Here is a 19422-nt window from a genome sequence, read left to right as displayed (position 1 = left end):
GGACACATGTACAAGATCTTCTTCAACCTCGTCTTCAAGCGGATGGACCCCGAGCGGGCCCACCACCTCGCCTTCCGCTGGATCAGGCTCGCCGCCCGCGTCCCCGTCCTGCGCACCTTCGTCGCCGCCGCGCTCGCCCCCCGCTTCGAGGAGCTGCGCACCGAGGCGTTCGGGCTGCGCATGCACGGCCCCTTCGGGCTCGCGGCAGGCTTCGACAAGAACGCCGTCGCCATCGACGGGATGTCGATGCTCGGCTTCGACCACGTCGAGATCGGCACGGTGACGGGGGAGCCGCAGCCGGGCAACCCCAGGAAGCGGCTGTTCCGGCTGGTGCCGGACCGGGCGCTGATCAACCGCATGGGGTTCAACAACGAGGGCTCCGCGGCCGTCTCCGAGCGCCTGGCGGCCCGTACGCCCGTCTTCAGGACCGTCGTCGGCGTCAACATCGGCAAGACCAAGGCCGTCCCCGAGGCGGAGGCCGTCGGCGACTACGTGAAGTCGGCCGAGCGGCTCGCCCGGCACGCCGACTACCTCGTGGTCAACGTGAGCTCCCCGAACACCCCCGGTCTGCGCGACCTGCAGGCCACGGAGGCGCTGCGGCCCCTGCTGAGCGCCGTCCGCGAGGCCGCCGACCGTGCCGTGTCCGACCGGCGTGTGCCGCTCCTCGTCAAGATCGCTCCCGACCTCGCCGACGAGGACATCGACGCGGTCGCCGACCTCGCCGTCGAACTCGGCCTGGACGGGATCATCGCCACGAACACCACCATCGCGCGCGAGGGACTCGGTCTGAAGTCCGGACCCTCCCTCGTCAAGGAGACCGGCGGACTCTCCGGCGCACCGCTGAAGGCTCGCTCCCTGGAGGTGCTGCGCCGCCTCTACGCGCGCGTGGGCGACCGGATCACCCTGGTGGGCGTGGGCGGCGTCGAGAACGCCGAGGACGCCTGGCAGCGCATCCTGGCCGGCGCCACGCTGGTCCAGGGGTACAGCGCCTTCGTCTACGAGGGTCCCTTCTGGGGCCGCGCGATCCACAAGGGCCTCGCCGGCCGCCTGCGTACGAGCCCGTACGCCACCCTCGCCGACGCCGTCGGCGCCGACGTGAGGAAGTCCGTATGAGCCTGGAACCCTTCGGAGCACGCCTGCGCCGCGCCATGGACGAGCGCGGCCCCCTGTGCGTCGGTATCGACCCGCACGCCTCCCTGCTCGCCGACTGGGGCCTGACCGACGACATCGCCGGACTGGAGCGCTTCAGCCGCACCGTCGTCGAGGCGCTGGCCGAGCGGGTCGCGGTCCTCAAGCCGCAGAGCGCGTTCTTCGAGCGCTTCGGCTCGCGCGGCATCGCCGTCCTGGAGAGGTCGGTCGAGCAGGCGCGGGCGGCCGGGGCGCTGGTCGTCATGGACGCCAAGCGCGGTGACATCGGTTCGACCATGGCCGCGTACGCGGAGACCTTCCTGCGCAAGGACGCGCCGCTGTTCTCGGACGCGCTGACCGTGTCGCCCTACCTGGGCTACGGCTCGCTGAAGCCCGCGGTGGAGCTGGCGCGCGAGAGCGGTGCCGGACTCTTCGTGCTCGCCCTCACCTCCAACCCGGAGGGCGGCGAGGTGCAGCACGCGGTCCGCGAGGACGGCCGTACCGTCGGGGCGACCATGCTGGCCCATCTCGCCGCCGAGAACGCCGGGGAGTCGCCCCTGGGGTCCTTCGGCGCGGTCGTCGGCGCCACCCTGGGCGATCTCTCCTCCTACGACCTGGACATCAACGGGCCGCTCCTGGCGCCGGGAATCGGCGCCCAGGGGGCCACCGCGGCCGATCTCGCGGGAGTCTTCGGGGCGGCGGTGCGCAACGTCGTCCCGAACGTGAGCCGGGGTGTTCTTCGTCACGGTCCCGACCTTCTCGCGCTGCGGGAGTCCGCGGACCGCTTCGCGGAGGAGATCAGGTCCGCGGTCGAGGCCGCCTGAGCCGCCCTTTCCGGGTCCTACCGGGGCCTTCGGGACCTCGGGCCGGCTTTCCGCGAGTCCTCGGCGGACCCTCGGCAGTCGTCCGACGACTGCGTCCGGAGCGGCCCGAGTCTGAATACATCCTCAAATCCGGGGCAGTATGTCGCAAATGCCCGTCTCCAGGGAGGCTGACCAGGACTTTTCCGCTGTTCTCGCTGACTCTGGCGGACTTGCCCGCTAGTCTCCGTCGAGTGGGGGCACCTCCCACGCCCTCTAGGTAGTGGGGGAGAACGGGCAAGCGTGTTGCTCGCAGCTCCCCAGGTGTGGGGCGACTAGGTTCCTCACCGGTCCGTATCCGACAGTTCGACATCCGAGGTGACGTAGGCGTGGCTCTTCCGCCCCTTACCCCTGAACAGCGCGCAGCCGCGCTCGAAAAGGCCGCCGCGGCTCGCCGGGAGCGGGCCGAGGTCAAGAATCGACTCAAGCACTCCGGCGCCTCCCTTCACGAGGTCATCAAGCAGGGCCAGGAGAACGACGTCATCGGAAAGATGAAGGTCTCCGCTCTCCTCGAGTCCCTGCCGGGCGTGGGCAAGGTCCGCGCCAAGCAGATCATGGAGCGACTCGGGATCTCCGAGAGCCGCCGCGTGCGCGGGCTCGGCTCGAACCAGATCGCCTCCTTGGAGCGTGAGTTCGGCGGTTCCGGCGCCTGAGTCCTGGGCACTCCGGGATTGCTGGAATAATCGCCGCATGAGTGAACGTCCGCGGCTGACCGTGCTCTCCGGCCCCTCAGGGGTCGGCAAGAGCACGGTCGTCGCTCATATGCGCAAGGAACACCCCGAGGTCTGGCTCTCGGTGTCGGCGACGACCCGCAAGCCGCGCCCGGGTGAGAAGCACGGGGTCCACTACTTCTTCGTCTCGGACGACGAGATGGACAAGCTGATCGCCAACGGCGAGCTCCTGGAGTGGGCCGAATTCGCCGGCAACCGCTACGGGACACCCCGCGCCGCTGTCCTCGAGCACCTGGAGACGGGTGTGCCGGTCCTCCTGGAGATCGACCTCCAGGGCGCCCGGCAGGTCCGCGAGTCCATGCCCGAGGCGCTGCTCGTGTTCCTGGCTCCGCCCTCCTGGGAGGAGCTGGTGCGCAGGCTCACCGGGCGGGGCACCGAACCGCCCGAGGTGATCGAACGCCGTCTGGAGGCCGCCAAGATCGAACTGGCGGCCGAGCCGGAGTTCGACGTCACCCTGGTCAACACCTCCGTCGAGGACGTGGCGCGTGAGCTGCTAGCCTTGATGGAAGTTGTTTGATATTCCAGGTCAATTTCCACCTTTCGGAAGGCAGAGCGTGTCCTCTTCCACCACCGCTCCCGAGGGCATCATCAACCCTCCGATCGACGAGCTCCTCGAGGCCACCGACTCGAAGTACAGCCTCGTGATCTACGCGGCCAAGCGCGCCCGTCAGATCAACGCGTACTACTCGCAGCTCGGCGAGGGCCTCCTCGAGTACGTCGGTCCGCTCGTCGACACCCACGTCCACGAGAAGCCGCTCTCCATCGCCCTGCGCGAGATCAACGCGGGTCTGCTGACGTCCGAGGCCGTTGAGGGCCCCGCACAGTAGTCCGCTGTTCCACTTCATCCCGGGCCCGGCAGTACGACTGCCGGGCCCGTGGTGTGTCATGGAGTCGTACGTCATCGAGCCGGGGCGTACGGGTGTCGAGTGTGGGGAGGCCCGGTGGGCAAGCCGAAGGTCGTACTGGGGGTCAGCGGTGGCATCGCCGCGTACAAGGCGTGCGAGCTGCTGCGCAGGCTGACGGAGTCGGGGCACGACGTGCGGGTCGTACCGACCGCGTCCGCGCTGCACTTCGTGGGCGCCGCCACCTGGTCCGCGCTCTCCGGACACCCGGTCTCCACCGAGGTCTGGTCGGACGTCCACGAGGTCCCGCACGTCCGCATCGGGCAGGACGCGGACCTGGTGGTGGTGGCCCCCGCGACGACGGACATGCTCGCCAAGGCCGCCCACGGTCTCGCCGACGACCTCCTCACCAACACCCTGCTCACCGCCCGCTGCCCGGTCGTCTTCGCGCCCGCCATGCACACCGAGATGTGGGAGCACCCGGCCACCCAGGAGAACGTGGCGACGCTGCGCCGCCGCGGCGCCGTCGTCATCGAGCCCGCGGTGGGCCGCCTGACCGGCGTGGACACCGGCAAGGGCCGGCTGCCCGACCCCACGGAGATCTTCGAGGTCTGCCGCCGGGTGCTGGCGCGGGGCGTGCGGGAACCCGACCTCGCCGGCCGCCATGTCGTCGTCAGCGCCGGCGGTACCCGCGAACCGCTCGACCCCGTCCGCTTCCTCGGCAACCGTTCCTCCGGCAAGCAGGGGTACGCCCTCGCCCGCACCGCCGCCGCGCGAGGGGCCCGGGTGACGCTGATCGCCGCGAACACCGGACTGCCGGACCCGGCGGGCGTGGACGTGGTGCGGGTCGGCACGGCCGTGCAGCTGCGCGAGGCGGTGCTCAAGGCGACCCCGGACGCCGACGCCGTGGTCATGGCGGCGGCCGTGGCGGACTTCCGCCCCGCCGCGTACGCGGCGGGGAAGATCAAGAAGAAGGACGGCCAGGAGCCGGAGCCGATCGTCCTGGTCCGTAATCCGGACATCCTCGCCGAGATCTCGGCGGACCGTTCGCGTCCCGGCCAGATCGTGGTCGGTTTCGCCGCCGAGACGGACGACGTCCTCGCCAACGGCCGCGCGAAACTGGAACGCAAGGGGTGCGATCTCCTCGTGGTGAACGAGGTGGGGGAGCGCAGGACCTTCGGCTCCGAGGAGAACGAGGCCGTGGTGCTGGGTGCCGACGGCAGTGAGACCGCGGTGCCGTACGGACCCAAGGAAGCCCTGGCCGAGACCGTGTGGGATCTGGTGACACGCCGTCTGAGGTAGAGGTTCCCGTCACCTCAACAGGCGCCCCCGTCCGCGCGAAATTCGCTCGCGGTGACCCTGGCGGAGAGCGATCTCCGTAGCGCAGAATGCCCGTGCCGCAGGTCACAGCGCTTCCGAGAAGCGAGACAGGGGGGCCTGCCGGCGAGCGCGACCGATAAACTGTTCTCGGACGACGCCGGGCGCAGCTCCCGTCCCGTCCGCCAATGATCAGCCAGCAGCCGCTGCAACCACAGGGAGCGTTGTGTCCCGTCGCCTGTTCACCTCGGAGTCCGTGACCGAGGGTCACCCCGACAAGATCGCTGACCAGATCAGCGACACCATTCTCGACGCGCTTCTGCGGGAGGACCCGACGTCCCGGGTCGCCGTGGAGACGTTGATCACGACCGGCCTGGTGCACGTGGCCGGAGAGGTCACGACCAAGGCGTACGCGCCGATCGCCCAGCTGGTCCGGGACAAGATCCTGGAGATCGGCTACGACTCGTCGAAGAAGGGTTTCGACGGCGCTTCGTGCGGTGTCTCGGTGTCGATCGGCTCCCAGTCCCCGGACATCGCGCAGGGTGTCGACACGGCGTACGAGTCCCGCGTCGAGGGTGACGAGGACGAGCTCGACAAGCAGGGCGCGGGCGACCAGGGGCTGATGTTCGGGTACGCGACCGACGAGACGCCCAACCTGATGCCGCTGCCGATCCACCTGGCGCACCGGCTCTCCCGCCGTCTGTCCGAGGTCCGCAAGAACGGCACGATCCCCTACCTCCGTCCCGACGGAAAGACCCAGGTCACCATCGAGTACGACGGTGACAAGGCGGTCCGCCTGGACACGGTCGTGGTCTCCTCGCAGCACGCGAGCGACATCGACCTGGACTCGCTGCTCGCACCCGACATCCGCGAGTTCGTGGTGGAGCCGGAGCTGAAGGCCCTCCTCGACGACGGCATCAAGCTGGACACCGAGGGCTACCGCCTGCTGGTCAACCCGACCGGCCGCTTCGAGATCGGCGGCCCGATGGGCGACGCCGGCCTGACCGGCCGCAAGATCATCATCGACACCTACGGCGGCATGGCCCGCCACGGCGGCGGCGCCTTCTCCGGCAAGGACCCCTCCAAGGTCGACCGCTCCGCCGCGTACGCGATGCGCTGGGTCGCCAAGAACGTCGTCGCCGCGGGTCTCGCCACGCGCTGCGAGGTCCAGGTCGCCTACGCCATCGGCAAGGCCGAGCCCGTCGGTCTCTTCGTCGAGACCTTCGGCACCGCGAAGGTCGACGCCGAGAAGATCGAGACCGCCATCACCGAGGTCTTCGACCTCCGCCCGGCGGCCATCATCCGTGACCTCGACCTGCTGCGCCCGATCTACTCCCAGACGGCCGCGTACGGTCACTTCGGCCGGGAGCTGCCCGACTTCACGTGGGAGCGGACGGACCGGGTGGACGCGCTGCGCAGGGCCGTCGGCCTGTAGTCGTCCGCGGCTCGCCGCGACCTGCCGAGGCCCGGTGCCCCCGAGGGGGTGCCGGGCCTCGTCGTGGTTCCTGCCCCGCTCGTGGTCCCCGCGCCGTGCTGGTTGGTCCCGCGCCGCCGGCTTCGGCCCGGCGCCCGTGCCGGCGGCCGACCGGTCCGCCGACGGGTCGCGCCGGCCGGGAAAACGCCTGGCGCGGACCGCTCGCCGTTCCTACGCTGAGGATCTCCCGGTGCGATGGCCGCGGCTACTTCGGCGGAGTGCGTCCCTCGGGCGTGCGGTGAAACTGGAAGCATCATGGGCCGCTGCCGCCTGGATCTCGGGAGAGCCGACGTCGCGGCCGCCCTTCCTGTCGGTCGGACGGCGCGAGGGCGCGGGCACGGCGCGGGGGCGCCGGCCTCGCCCGGGGGCGTTCGCGGTCCACGGCCGGCCCGATCCCGGGCGCGCGGCGGTGTCAGTGCGGTCTGGTAGGAATACTGCTGTGAGCAGCGCGAACGGGCGGGGTGAGGGTGACGCGGAGGGCGCGCCGCCCGAGCAGCTTGCGCTGATCCGCGAGGGCGTGCGGCAGGCCAGGGCACCGAAGGCGAAGCCGCGGACCTGGCGCGGCGCCGCGCTGGCCAAGGAGCTGCCCGTCGCGCGCGTGCTCGTCGACAAGGGCGTGCTGCATCTCGACCGGTACTTCGACTATGCCGTGCCCGAGGAGCTCGACGCCCAGGCTCAGCCCGGTGTCCGGGTCCGGGTGCGGTTCGGGGCCGGGCGGCACCGGGTGCGGGACGGGCGGCGCGAGGGCGGGGGCCTCATCGACGGCTTCCTCGTCGAGCGGCTGGCCGAGTCCGACTACTCAGGACCGCTCGCCGCGCTGGCCCAGGTGGTGTCTCCCGAACCGGTCCTCGGCCCCGAGCTGCTGGGCCTGGCCCGGGCCGTCGCCGACCGGTACGCGGGCAGCCTCGCCGATGTGCTGCAACTCGCCGTGCCGCCGCGCAACGCCCGGGCCGAGGCGAAGCCCTCTCCGGCGCCCCTGCCCGCTCCCGAGGCGCCCACGGCGGAGTCCTGGACGCGGTATGTGCGAGGCGCGGCCTTTGTGGAGTCGCTCGCCCGCGGCGGCTCCCCGCGGGCCGTGTGGAACGCGCTGCCGGGGCCCGGATGGGCGGAGGAACTGGCGCGGGCCGTGGGCGCGACGCTCGCCTCGGGACGGGGCGCGCTCGTCGTCGTGCCGGACGGCCGGACCGTCTCCCGTGTGGACGCGGCGCTGACCTCGTTGCTGGGGGAGGGGCGGCACGCGGTCCTCACGGCCGAGGCCGGACCCGAGAAGCGCTACGGGGAGTGGCTCGCCGTGCGGCGCGGGTCCGTACGGGCGGTCGTGGGGACGCGCGCCGCCATGTTCGCTCCGGTGCGTGACCTCGGACTCGTCGTTCTCTGGGACGACGGGGACGGCAGCCACAGCGAGCCGCACGCACCCCAGCCGCACGCGCGGGAGGTCCTGCTGCTGCGGGCCGCCCATGACAGATGTGCCTTTCTGCTGGGGAGTTGGAGCTGCACGGTGGAGGCCGCGCAGTTGGTCGAGAGCGGCTGGGCATTGCCGCTGGCCGCCGAGCGGGACCAGGTGAGGGCGAGTGCGCCGCTCGTACGGACCGTGGGTGACGGGGATCTCGCACGGGACGAGGCGGCCCGGGCCGCCCGGCTGCCCACCCTGGCCTGGCAGGTGGTCAGGGAGGGGCTGCGGCACGGGCCTGTGCTGGTCCAGGTGCCGAGGCGCGGCTACGTGCCGCGGCTGGCCTGCGCGCAGTGCCGGGCTCCGGCCCGCTGCCGGCACTGCGCCGGCCCCTTGGAGGCGCAGGACGCGGGCGCGCTGCGGTGCACGTGGTGCGGGCGCGACGAGGCGGCCTGGCACTGTCCCGAGTGCGGTGGGTTCCGGCTGCGCGCGCAGATCGTGGGCGCCCGGCGGACCGCCGAGGAGCTGGGCCGGGCCTTTCCGGCGGTGCCGGTCCGGACCTCGGGGCGCGAGCAGGTGCTCGACACGGTGCCGGGAGCACCCGCGCTCGTCGTGTCCACCCCGGGCGCCGAACCCGTCGCGGAGGGCGGGTACGCGGCCGCGCTGCTGCTCGACGGCTGGGCGATGCTGTCGCGGCCCGATCTGCGGGCCGGCGAGGAGGCGCTGCGGCGCTGGATCGGGGCCTCGGCGCTGGTGCGCGGGCAGGGAGCGGGCGGCACCGTGGTGGTCGTCGCGGAGCCGACACTGCGGCCCGTACAGGCACTCGTACGGTGGGACCCCGTCGGGCACGCGGTGCGTGAGCTCGCCGAGCGGGCCGAGCTGGGATTTCCGCCGGTGTCACGGATGGCGGCGGTGTCGGGTACGGCGGAGGCGCTCGCCGGTTTTCTCGCGGTGGTCGAACTTCCGGGCGACGCCGAGGTGTTGGGGCCGGTGCCGCTGCCCGTCACGGATGCCGGGCGACCGCGTCGGGTGGGGGCGCCGCCTCCGGGAGAGCGGTGGGAGCGCGCTCTCGTCCGAGTGCCGCCGGGGAGCGGTGCCGTACTGGCGGCCGCGCTGAAGGCCGCACAGGCGGCGCGGATGGCGCGTGGGGGGAGCGAGCCCGTACGGATTCGGATCGATCCGCCGGACATCGGGTGACGAGTGGACGAGGGGCTGCCTCCCGGGGCGGCGGCGCCGGGAGGCAGGGCGGAGCGTGGGACGGGGGAACCGGGTTCAGCCGTTTCGCGGGCCCGGGAACGCGGTGGGCCGCACCTCGTCGCGGAGTGTGGGGCTGCCCGCTGTCGGCTGCGTCGGCATGGAGCGGGCGGCGGGGACCGTGGGCACCGCGGGGATGCCGGTGGTGACCGCGACCGTGCGGGCGCTCGATGCCTCGGTGGCGCGCTCGGCCTCCGCGGCGGCCTGGGCGGCGGCGCGGCGGGCGCCGTAACGGCGGTGCACCGCCTGCTTGGTGACCCCGAGGGCCGAGCCCACCGCGTCCCACGAGAAGCCCAGCGAGCGGTCGAAGTCCACGGCGGCCGTGACCAGCGTCTCGACGCTGTCGCGCAGCTCCTGGGCGAGGCGGACGGTCGGGGCGGGGGCGCGCCCGTAGACGACGAAGCCCGTGGCGGGGCCGGAGCGGCGCGGGCGGTAGACGTTGCCCAGTTGGGCGGTGAGCGTGCGCAGTGCGTCCACCTGCCGGCGGACCCGCTCGATGTCCCGCACCAGCAAGTGCAGGCTGGCCCGAGCCTGGGCGTCGTGGGTTGCGTGGTCGGCCATGAACAAGCCTCTCGAACCGGCGTTGAAAAGGATCGGGCCGCGATCACGGCCCGTTGGTGGTCAACTCTCTCTTGACCAACGCGTTTCCGGGTGAGTGGTCACGCTGCGGGGGCGTAGGGGCATATGCAGAGGGCGCGTCCGGGGGCGTACGCCCCCGGTGCGCACGGCCCGTACGGCGGCGATCACGGTCCTTACGCCCTGTGCGGGGCGAGGGCTGTCGGCGGTGCGGGTCCTGGCGGTACGGGCGTTGGAGCCGGCGTCGGCGCGGGATGTCCGGGAGCGTCCGGGTCGGGTGTCCCCACGACGCATAGACTGGTGCGTCGCCCCGTATCCCGGCCCCGCCGGCGTGCTCGCGGGGTCTGAAGAGTTCCCGCCCGAGAGGCCAACCGCCACCCATGAAGCTCGTCTTCGCAGGTACCCCCGAGGTCGCCGTTCCCGCTCTGGACGCCCTGATCGCGTCCGGGCGGCACGAGGTGGCCGCCGTCGTCACGCGACCCGACGCGCCCGCCGGGCGGGGGCGCCGGCTCGTCGCGAGTCCGGTCGCCGAGCGCGCGGCGGAGGCCGGGATCGAGGTGCTGAAGCCGGCCAGGCCGCGGGACGAGGAGTTCCTGGCGCGCCTGCGGGAGATCGGCCCCGACTGCTGCCCCGTGGTGGCCTACGGGGCGCTGCTGCCCCGGGTCGCCCTCGACGTGCCCGCCCACGGCTGGGTCAACCTGCACTTCTCGCTGCTGCCCGCCTGGCGCGGCGCCGCCCCGGTGCAGCACGCGGTGATGGCGGGCGACGAGATCACCGGTGCCTCCACCTTCCTCATCGAGGAGGGGCTCGACTCGGGGCCCGTGTACGGGACCGTCACCGAGGAGGTCCGGCCCACCGACACCAGCGGGGACCTGCTGACCCGGCTGGCCTTCGCCGGTTCCGGGCTGCTCCTCGCGACCATGGACGGCATCGAGGACGGCACCCTGAAGGCGGTACCGCAGCCGGCCGACGGCGTCACCCTGGCGCCGAAGATCAGCGTCGAGAACGCCCACGTCGACTGGTCCGCGCCGGCGCTGCGCGTGGACCGGGTGGTACGCGGGTGCACCCCCGCGCCGGGCGCCTGGACCGTCTTCCGCGGCGAGCGGCTCAAGCTCGTGCAGGTCGCGCCGGTGCCCGAGCGCACCGACCTCGCCCCGGGCGAGCTGTCCGTCGGCAAGAACAACGTGTACGTCGGAACCGGTTCGTACGCCGTCGAACTGCTCTGGGTCCAGGCCCAGGGCAAGAAGCCGATGCGCGCCGCCGACTGGGCACGTGGCGTGCGGATCTCCTCCGGAGAGGGGCTCGGGGTCTGAGCCGCGCCGGGGCCTCCGGCACCGAGCTGGGCCTCCGGCACCGCACCCGGCCGGCACGCAACCGGGGCGGGTAGCCCGCCTGGGTCCGGGTCGCTGAACCTGCGCTTGGCCACGCACCGGGTCGCCATTGCTCCGGGGTCCGGTCTCCGTGCCCGATCCCGCCATTGCACCGGGGCTCGGCATCGGGGTCAGGCTGCCGCGCCGCCCGGCGCCCTCGCGCGGCTCGGGCCGTGCGGTCGGGCCCGCCAGGTCCCGGGGCGGGCCTGCAAGAATCTGGCCCCGGTCGGGGCCGCCAAGGTCTCGGCCCGGTTGGGTCCTCCGAGGTCCCCGGTCGGGCTCGTCGAAGTCTCGCTCGGGTTGGGTCCGCCATGGGCCCCGGTCGGGCCTGTCGAAGTCTCGCTCGGGTTGGGTCCTCCGAGGTCCCCGGTCGGGCCTGTCGAAGTCTCGCCCCGGGTTGGGTCCGCCAAGGTCCCCCGTCGGTCGGGTCCACGGAGGTCCCCGGTCGGGCCCGTCAAAGGCCCCGCGGTCGCGCCCGCCAGGCCCCCGGTCGCGCCCGCCAAGGCCCCCGGTCAGGCCCGCCAAGGTCTCGGTCGGCCGGAGCCGTACAGGTCCGCCATGGGCCCGGCAACCCGGGCCTGCCATGGTCCCGTCCTGCCGGGGCCGCCCGTCCGGGGCGGCATGCCCGGTACTTCCGAGGGGCCCCGGCTGCGCGGAGCGCCCGGCGCCGGACCCCCGTCCGCGGCGTACGCTGAGAGGCGCACCTTTTTCCTGGATCCGGAGCACCTTTTTCGTGAGTGAGCAGTCCCGTCGGCCGAGCAAGCCCGGCAAGCCCTACCGCCGCCCCCAGAAGGACCCCGTCCGCTTCCTCGCCTTCGAGGCGCTGCGGGCCGTGGACGAGCGGGACGCGTACGCCAACCTCGTCCTGCCCCCGCTGCTGCGCAAGGCGCGGGAGAAGGGCGACTTCGACGGGCGGGACGCGGCGCTGGCGACCGAGCTCGTGTACGGGACGCTGCGTCGCCAGGGCACGTACGACGCCGTCATCTCGGCCTGTGTCGACCGGCCGCTGCGCGAGGTCGACCCGCCGGTGCTGGACGTCCTCAGCCTCGGCGTCCACCAGCTGCTCGGGACACGCATCCCGACGCACGCCGCCGTGTCCGCCTCGGTCGAACTCGCCCGCGTCGTGCTCGGCGACGGGCGCGCCAAGTTCGTCAACGCCGTGCTGCGCAAGGTCGCGCGGCAGGATCTCGACGGCTGGCTGGAGCAGGTCGCGCCGCCCTACGACGACGACCCCGAGGACCATCTGGCCGTCGTGCACTCCCACCCGCGCTGGGTCGTCTCCGCGCTGTGGGACTCGCTCGGCGGCGGGCGGGCCGGGATCGAGGACCTGCTGGAGGCCGACAACGAACGGCCCGAGGTGACCCTCGTCGCCCGGCCCGGACGCGCCACCGCGAGCGAACTCCTCGACGCCCTGGGGGAGGAGTCCGCCCTGCCGGGGCGCTGGTCGCCGTATGCCGTGCGGCTCAGCGAGGGCGGCGAACCGGGTGCCATCGACGCCGTACGGGAGGGGCGTGCGGGCGTCCAGGACGAGGGCAGCCAGCTGGTGGCCCTGGCCCTCGCGAACGCGCCGCTCGACGGGCCCGACAAGGCCTGGCTGGACGGCTGCGCGGGCCCCGGCGGCAAGGCCGCCATGCTCGCCGGTCTCGCCGCCGAGCGCGGTGCAGTGCTGCTCGCCTCGGAGAAGCAGCCGCACCGGGCCGGGCTCGTGGCGAAGGCGCTGGCCGGGAACCCCGGCCCCTACCAGGTCATCGCCGCCGACGGCACCCGTCCGCCGTGGCTGCCCGGGACGTTCGACCGCGTCCTCATGGACGTGCCCTGCACCGGCCTCGGCGCCCTGCGGCGCCGTCCCGAGGCGCGCTGGCGGCGCCGCCCGGAGGACCTGGACGGGTTCGCGTCGTTGCAGCGCGGGCTGCTGCGCACCGCGCTCGACTCCGTCCGGATCGGCGGCGTCGTCGGATACGCGACCTGCTCGCCGCACCTCGCCGAGACCCGCGCGGTCGTGGACGACGTGCTCAAGCACTACGAGAACGGCTCGGCCGAACTGCTCGACGCCCGTCCGCTGCTCCCGGACGTACCGGCGCTCGGCGACGGCCCCGACGTCCAGCTGTGGCCGCATCTGCACGGGACGGACGCGATGTACCTGGCGCTGATCAGGCGGACCGCCTGAGCCCCGCACGCCGAGCCCACCGTCCGATACGGGCCTCCGTGGCCGTGTCGGACGGGGCCCCCGGGCGGCCCCGCACGGCATGGCGGACCACCGCGCGGCATCCCGGCGCCGGCCCCGTTCCGGACCGGGGAGAGCAACCGGTGCCGGGCATGGCAGTCTTGGGGCATGGCCGTGCAGATCAACCCCAGCATTCTCTCCGCCGACTTCGCCCGTCTTGCCCAGGAGGCACAGGCGGTGCAGGGAGCGGACTGGCTCCATGTCGACGTCATGGACAACCACTTCGTACCGAACCTCACGCTCGGGGTGCCGGTCGTGGAATCCCTGGCCCGCGCGACGGACACGCCGCTGGACTGCCATCTGATGATCGAGGACGTCGATCGGTGGGCGCCCCAGTACGTCGAAGCGGGTGCGGGTTCCGTCACCTTCCACGTGGAGGCGGCCGCGGCGCCGGTGCGGCTCGCCCGCGAGATCCGGGCCATGGGCGCCCGCGCCTCCATGGCGCTCAAGCCCGCCACCCCGATCGAGCCGTACGAGGATCTGCTGCCCGAGCTCGACATGCTGCTGGTCATGACGGTGGAGCCGGGTTTCGGGGGCCAGGCGTTCCTGGACATCATGCTTCCGAAGATCCGCCGCACCCGTGAGCTGATCAGCAAGCACGGACTCGAACTCTGGCTCCAGGTCGACGGCGGTGTCTCGGCCTCCACCATCGAGCGGTGCGCCGAGGCGGGCGCGGACGTTTTCGTCGCGGGTTCGGCGGTCTACGGGGCATCGGACCCGGCCCAGGCGGTACGTGCATTGCGCACCCAGGCACAGGAGGCGACGGCTCATGCGGCGTGGGCGTGCGACCACTGAACCAAGGGAACGTGAACGCCGCCCATCTGGGCTGATCAAGTACGCCGGATCTGCAAGGATGAACGGCGAATCCAGAGTGTGAACAGCAGTGAGGAGAGCGCCGTGTCGGGTATGTCGGCGGGCCGGTCAGCCATGCGGATGGGACCCGCTGAGCTGGTCCAGGCGGCGGCCATGGCCCGCCGCTTCTACCTCGAGGGCAAATCCAAGATCCAGATCGCCGAGGAGTTCGGCGTCAGCCGCTTCAAGGTGGCCCGGGTCCTGGAGACCGCTCTCGAACGGGATCTCGTGCGGATCGAGATCCGGGTGCCGGCCGAGCTGGACGCGGAGCGCTCCGACGCGCTGCGCGCCCGCTACGGCCTCCGGCACGCGGTGGTGGTCGAGTCCCCGGCCGACGCCGAGGAGTCGCCCGACCCCGAGAACCTCGGAGAGGTGGCCGCCGACCTGCTCGGCGAGCTCGTCAACGAGGGCGATGTCCTCGGTCTCGCCTGGGGCCGCTCCACCATTCACATGGCCGCGGCCCTCGACCGGCTTCCGCCGTGCACGGTGGTGCAGCTGACGGGCGTCTACGACGCCGGGACCGCCGAGCGCGGTTCGGTGGAGGCGGTACGCCGCGCCGCCCAGGTGTCGGGCGGCGACGCCCACCCCATCTACGCGCCGATGCTGCTGCCCGACGCGGCGACCGCGGCGGCGCTGCGCAGCCAGACGGGGATCGCACGCGCCTTCGAGTACTTCGACAAGGTCACCGTCGCCTGTGTCTCCATCGGCTCCTGGGAGCCGGGCATCTCGACGGTGCACGACATGCTCAGTGACGAGGAGCGTGCCCACTACGCGTCCCTCGGAGTCGCCGCCGAGATGTCCGCTCACCTGTTCGACACCGAGGGCCGGCGGGTCGGCCGGGACCTGGGCGAGCGGTGCATCACCGTCGAGGCCGACCGGCTGCGCCGCATCCCCGAGGTCGTCGCGATCGCGGGCGGACAGCGCAAGGCGGCCGCGATCGACGCCGTACTGCGCTCCGGGCTCGTCACCAGCCTGGTGACGGACACCTCGGCCGCGGACTACCTGATGACGGCGGGCCCGGCACCACGCCCGGCGCTGTCCCGCCAGGACCCGGACGGGCCGTGACCGCAAGGGGGCGCACGGCGCCCTCGGAGCGCGCCGTGCGCCCTCCGGCGCCCCATCGCGCCCCATGGACGGCAGGCGGCTCGTGAGGCGCTCTCCGGGGCCCTTACGCGCGCCGCCCACGGCCGGCCGTGGCAGCATCGACGTCATGCCGCCGCGGTCGGTGCCCAGGCTCGTCGCGGGTCTCGTCCTGTGCCTGGCGGCCCTGCTCACGGGGTGCTCCCCGGCTCCCTCGCCCCCCTCCCCGGCGGACACCGCCCCCGGCATCTCCGCGCCCGGCCGGACGCACGGCATGGGCACCGTGCGGGAGGCCCGCCTCCCCGCGGAAGCGCGCGCGACCCTCGCCCTCATCGACCGGGGCGGCCCCTTCCCGTACGCCAGGGACGGCGTCGTCTTCGGCAACCTCGAGCGGCTGCTGCCGCTCCACCAGCGCGGCTACTACCACGAGTACACCGCCAGGACGCCGGGCGAAGGGGACCGGGGAGCCCGGCGCATTGTCACCGGGCAGGGCGGTGAGATCTACTACACCGATGATCACTACAAGTCCTTCCGGGCGGTGTTGAGATGATCGACGGCACCCTCGCGGACGTCCTGGCCGCCGCCGGCTGGGCCCATTTCCGGCTCGACCTCGCCGGGGTCACCGACAAACCCGCGTTCATGGACCGCTGCGCCCGCGCCCTCGACCTGCCCGACTGGTTCGGGCGGAACTGGGACGCCCTCGCCGACTGCCTCGGAGACCTGTCCTGGGCCCCGCCCGCCCGTGGACGGCTGCTCGTCGTCACCGGCTGGCGGGACTTCGCCCGAGCCGCGCCACGGGAGTGGGGCATCGCGCAGGAGGTGTTCGCCGAGGCCACCGACCACGGGCGTGGCACCGCGGGGGCGCTCCAGGTCGTCCTCGCTCTTGGAGGATCCGACGACGGCCGGACCGGCCGGCCTGGATGATGTGTCCGGGTATCCCACCAGGGCCGCCATGGGACAATGAAGTACGTGCTTTCCCCCTGGCTGACCTGTCCGGGGGCCACCTCTGATCCACCGGGATGTGCAGCACGTGCGTTTCCTCAACGACATCCAGCCCCCGTACGACCTGACGTACGACGACGTCTTCATGGTGCCCAGCCGCTCGGCGGTCGGCTCCCGGCAGGGCGTGGACCTCGCCGCCCCGGACGGGACGGGCACCACGATCCCGCTGGTCGTGGCCAACATGACCGCCATCGCCGGCCGCCGGATGGCCGAGACCGTCGCCCGCCGCGGCGGCCTCGTCGTCATCCCGCAGGACATTCCGATCGAGGTCGTCACCGAGGTCGTCACCTGGGTCAAGGGACGCCACCTGGTGCTCGACACCCCGATCATCCTCGCCCCCCACCAGACCGTCGCCGACGCCCTCGCGCTGCTGCCCAAGCGCGCGCACAACGCGGGCGTCGTCGTGGACGAGGACGGCCGCCCGGTCGGCGTGGTCACCGACACCGACCTGACCGGTGTGGACCGCTTCACCCAGCTCTCCGAGGTCATGTCCCGGGACCTGCTGCTGCTCGACGCCGACATCGAGCCGCGCGAGGCGTTCAACAAGCTGGACGGGGCCAACCGCCGCTACGCCCCCGCCGTCGACCGGGACGGCAGGCTCGCCGGCATCCTCACCCGCAAGGGCGCCCTGCGCGCCACGCTCTACACCCCGGCCACCGACGCCGACGGCAGGCTGCGCATCGCCGCCGCCGTCGGCATCAACGGCGACGTCGCGGGCAAGGCCAAGCAGCTCCTCGACGCGGGCGTCGACACCCTCGTCATCGACACGGCGCACGGCCACCAGGAGTCGATGATCAGCGCGATCAGGACCGTGCGCGCGCTCGACCCGCACGTCCCGATCGCGGCCGGCAACATCGTCGCCGCCGAGGGCGTCAAGGACCTCGTCGAGGCGGGCGCGGACATCATCAAGGTGGGTGTCGGCCCCGGCGCCATGTGCACCACCCGGATGATGACCGGCGTCGGCCGGCCCCAGTTCTCCGCCGTCCTGGAGTGCGCCGCCGAGGCGAAGAAGTACGGCAAGCACGTGTGGGCCGACGGCGGGGTCCGCCACCCGCGCGACGTCGCCATGGCACTGGCCGCGGGCGCGTCCAACGTCATGATCGGCTCCTGGTTCGCCGGGACGTACGAGTCCCCGGGCGACCTCCAGCAGGACGCCAACGGGCGCCTGTACAAGGAGTCGTTCGGCATGGCCTCCGCCCGCGCCGTCCGCAACCGCACCAGCGAGGAGTCGGCGTACGACCGCGCCCGCAAGGCCCTGTTCGAGGAGGGCATCTCCACCTCGCGGATGTTCCTCGACCCGGCCCGTCCGGGCGTCGAGGACCTGATCGACTCGATCATCGCGGGCGTCCGCTCCTCCTGCACCTACGCCGGTGCCAACTCGCTGGAGGAGTTCGGCGAGAAGGCCGTCGTCGGCATCCAGAGCGCCGCCGGATACGCCGAGGGCAAGCCGCTGCACGCCAGCTGGAGCTGACCCGCTCCCCTTCCGAACGGCCCCCGCGGTGCGTCCGCGCGGGCCGTTCGGCGTTCGCGCACCGGCCGGCGGCCCCCAGGCCGACGCGTTCGCGCACCGGCCGGCACCCCCCGGCCGACCGGGGCCGGCACCGGCTCGTCCGGCGGCCCGGGGACGGTGTGCGCAACCATCGAAAGGGCCCGCGCAACGAACACGCGCCGAGCCGGGATGAACGCAATGATCTTACGGAGACGCGCAAGGTTGCCGCATTACGCCGGTGAAGGCCCGGCTCATAGGGTCGAGCGCTGTACATGGCGTGGCGGGGACTCCGCTCGGTGGGTCCCTCCTGTCAGGGGTGCCGCCGGTCCCCGCCTTCTCGACCGGCAGTGATGAAGGAGCCAGCGCGTGCTCGATCCCGGCGCACCCCCGCAGTCCCGCACACAGACCGCCCCACCGTCCCCGGGTGTCGGCGCGCGTCTGATGCGCCGCAAGCCCGTGGAACGCCTGGTTGCCGAGGTCGGCCAGGGAGAGGGCGGCACCCTGCGGCGTTCCCTCGGCCTGTGGCAGCTGACGATGATCAGCATCGGTGCCACCCTCGGCACCGGAATCTTCGTGGTCCTCGGTGAGGCCGTCCCCAAGGCCGGACCCGCGGTCACCCTCTCCTTCGTGATCGCCGGGCTCACCGCGCTCTTCTCCGCTCTCTCGTACGCGGAACTGGCGGGCACCATCCCGGTCGCCGGCTCCTCGTACTCGTACGCGTACGCAACGATGGGCGAACTGATCGCCTGGATCTGCGGCTGGTGCCTGGTCCTGGAGTACGGCGTCTCGGTGGCCGCCGTCGCGGTCGGCTGGGGCGAGTACCTGAACGAACTGCTCGACGGCACCATCGGCGTCACCATCCCGGACGCGCTCTCCGCGCCGCCCGGCGACGGCGGGGTCTTCAACCTGCCCGCGCTGATCGTCGTCCTGCTCGCCATGGCCTTCCTGCTCGGCGGCGCCAAGGAGTCCGCGCGCGCCAACACGATCATGGTCGCCGTGAAGATCGTCGCGCTGCTGCTGTTCTGCGCCATCGGCATCCAGGGCTTCAAGTCCGGAAACTACGAGCACTTCATGCCGCTCGGCATGGCGGGCGTCAGCGCGGCCGGGGCCACGCTCTTCTTCTCGTACATCGGCTTCGACGCCGCCTCCACGGCCGGTGAGGAGGCGAAGAACGCGCAGCGCGACCTGCCCCGCGCGATCATGCTCTCGCTGGTCATCGTGACGGCGCTGTACGTCGTCGTCGCGGCCGTCGCCGTCGGAGCGAAGCCCTGGCGGCGGTTCAACGACTCGGAGGCCGCCCTCGCCGAGATCATGAAGAACGTCACCGGACAGACCTTCTGGGGCACCCTGCTCGCGGCCGGTGCCGTCATCGCGATCGCCAGCGTCGTCCTGACCGTGCTCTACGGCCAGACCCGCATCCTCTTCGCCATGTCCCGCGACGGACTCGTGCCCAAGGTGTTCTCGCGGGTCCACCCGAAGACCGGCGCGCCCCGCGCCAACACCGTGATCGTCTCGCTGTTCTGCGGTGTCCTGGCCGCGGCGATCCCGCTCGGTCAGCTTGCCGACGCCACCAGCATCGGTACGCTCTTCGCCTTCGCGCTGGTCAACGTCGCCGTCGTCGTGCTGCGCCGGACGCGCCCGGACATGCGGCGCACTTTCCGGGTACCGCTGTCGCCGGTGCTGCCCGCGATCGGGTTCGCGCTCTGCGTCTGGATGATGGGCAGCCTCTCGGCCGTCACCTGGGTGGTCTTCGGAGTCTGGATGGCCGCCGGGCTCGTGTTCTACTTCAGTTACGGCTACCGCCGCTCCCGTATCGCCACCGTAGAGAAGTGA

Annotated in this window: 17 protein-coding genes; 16 read left to right on the top strand and 1 reads right to left on the bottom strand. The window is 72.6% G+C overall.

The annotated features are described in order from the left end of the window. The first annotated feature begins 6 nt into the window (after window positions 1-6). From OHB41_RS11110 to OHB41_RS11075, 8 genes are all read left to right on the top strand, one after another. Window positions 7-1113 carry a quinone-dependent dihydroorotate dehydrogenase gene (locus OHB41_RS11110; protein ID WP_266697701.1) on the top strand — a complete coding sequence of 369 codons (1107 nt, stop codon included), beginning with the start codon at window positions 7-9 and terminating at the stop codon, window positions 1111-1113. Continuing rightward, on the top strand, window positions 1110-1952 hold the full coding sequence (pyrF, locus tag OHB41_RS11105; protein WP_266697700.1) for an orotidine-5'-phosphate decarboxylase: 843 nt from the start codon (window positions 1110-1112) through the stop codon (window positions 1950-1952). Before OHB41_RS11110 ends, pyrF begins: the two co-directional genes overlap by 4 nt. 365 nt (window positions 1953-2317) lie before the next feature. Then, window positions 2318-2641 carry an integration host factor gene (locus OHB41_RS11100; protein ID WP_016638838.1) on the top strand — a complete coding sequence of 108 codons (324 nt, stop codon included), beginning with the start codon at window positions 2318-2320 and terminating at the stop codon, window positions 2639-2641. 37 nt (window positions 2642-2678) lie between these two features. Next, window positions 2679-3236, top strand: coding sequence for a guanylate kinase (gmk, locus tag OHB41_RS11095; protein WP_266697699.1), 558 nt, complete (start codon window positions 2679-2681; stop codon window positions 3234-3236). A gap of 37 nt (window positions 3237-3273) precedes the next feature. Next, window positions 3274-3546: a DNA-directed RNA polymerase subunit omega gene (rpoZ, locus tag OHB41_RS11090; RefSeq protein WP_189930582.1), complete on the top strand. Its 273-nt coding sequence runs from the start codon at window positions 3274-3276 to the stop codon at window positions 3544-3546. A 114-nt stretch (window positions 3547-3660) separates the two neighbouring features. Next, window positions 3661-4863 (top strand): bifunctional phosphopantothenoylcysteine decarboxylase/phosphopantothenate--cysteine ligase CoaBC, encoded by a 1203-nt coding sequence (gene coaBC, locus OHB41_RS11085; protein ID WP_266697694.1) that lies wholly within the window; start codon window positions 3661-3663, stop codon window positions 4861-4863. Between the two features lie 241 nt (window positions 4864-5104). Continuing rightward, the gene (gene metK / locus OHB41_RS11080) at window positions 5105-6313 is read left to right on the top strand and encodes a methionine adenosyltransferase (RefSeq protein ID WP_266697692.1); all 1209 of its coding nucleotides are present in this window, start codon (window positions 5105-5107) and stop codon (window positions 6311-6313) included. A 478-nt stretch (window positions 6314-6791) separates the two neighbouring features. Continuing rightward, window positions 6792-8939, top strand: coding sequence for a primosomal protein N' (locus OHB41_RS11075; protein ID WP_266697691.1), 2148 nt, complete (start codon window positions 6792-6794; stop codon window positions 8937-8939). Window positions 8940-9014: 75 nt separating this feature from the next. Here the strand turns inward: OHB41_RS11075 and OHB41_RS11070 are convergent, their stop codons facing one another. Beyond that, window positions 9015-9557: a hypothetical protein gene (locus OHB41_RS11070; protein ID WP_266697686.1), complete on the bottom strand. Its 543-nt coding sequence runs from the start codon at window positions 9555-9557 to the stop codon at window positions 9015-9017. A gap of 395 nt (window positions 9558-9952) precedes the next feature. Here OHB41_RS11070 and fmt point away from each other — a divergent pair, with 395 nt between their 5' ends. The 8 genes from fmt (at window position 9953) to OHB41_RS11030 (ending at window position 19422) form a co-directional block, all read left to right on the top strand. After that, window positions 9953-10885: a methionyl-tRNA formyltransferase gene (gene fmt / locus OHB41_RS11065; protein ID WP_266697685.1), complete on the top strand. Its 933-nt coding sequence runs from the start codon at window positions 9953-9955 to the stop codon at window positions 10883-10885. A gap of 790 nt (window positions 10886-11675) precedes the next feature. Beyond that, window positions 11676-13109, top strand: coding sequence for an RsmB/NOP family class I SAM-dependent RNA methyltransferase (locus OHB41_RS11060; RefSeq protein ID WP_266697683.1), 1434 nt, complete (start codon window positions 11676-11678; stop codon window positions 13107-13109). Window positions 13110-13274: 165 nt separating this feature from the next. Beyond that, window positions 13275-13961, top strand: coding sequence for a ribulose-phosphate 3-epimerase (rpe, locus tag OHB41_RS11055; protein WP_266697682.1), 687 nt, complete (start codon window positions 13275-13277; stop codon window positions 13959-13961). Between the two features lie 78 nt (window positions 13962-14039). Continuing rightward, window positions 14040-15083: a sugar-binding transcriptional regulator gene (locus tag OHB41_RS11050; protein ID WP_266697680.1), complete on the top strand. Its 1044-nt coding sequence runs from the start codon at window positions 14040-14042 to the stop codon at window positions 15081-15083. Window positions 15084-15228: 145 nt separating this feature from the next. After that, window positions 15229-15648: a guanyl-specific ribonuclease gene (locus tag OHB41_RS11045; protein ID WP_266697678.1), complete on the top strand. Its 420-nt coding sequence runs from the start codon at window positions 15229-15231 to the stop codon at window positions 15646-15648. Continuing rightward, a complete protein-coding gene (locus OHB41_RS11040) occupies window positions 15645-16022 on the top strand; it encodes a barstar family protein (protein WP_266697676.1) in 378 nt (125 codons plus the stop codon). The genes OHB41_RS11045 and OHB41_RS11040 overlap by 4 nt, the downstream gene beginning before the upstream one ends. Window positions 16023-16128: 106 nt before the next feature. Beyond that, complete coding sequence (locus OHB41_RS11035; RefSeq protein ID WP_266705775.1) at window positions 16129-17571, top strand: GuaB1 family IMP dehydrogenase-related protein; 1443 nt, start codon at window positions 16129-16131, stop codon at window positions 17569-17571. A 384-nt stretch (window positions 17572-17955) separates the two neighbouring features. After that, on the top strand, window positions 17956-19422 hold the full coding sequence (locus OHB41_RS11030; protein WP_266697674.1) for an amino acid permease: 1467 nt from the start codon (window positions 17956-17958) through the stop codon (window positions 19420-19422).

It is taken from the genome of Streptomyces sp. NBC_01571 (assembly GCF_026339875.1).
In the GTDB taxonomy this organism is placed as follows: domain Bacteria; phylum Actinomycetota; class Actinomycetes; order Streptomycetales; family Streptomycetaceae; genus Streptomyces.
Note: the sequence above shows the minus strand (reverse complement) of the source record. Positions and strands in the feature narration are given on the sequence as shown.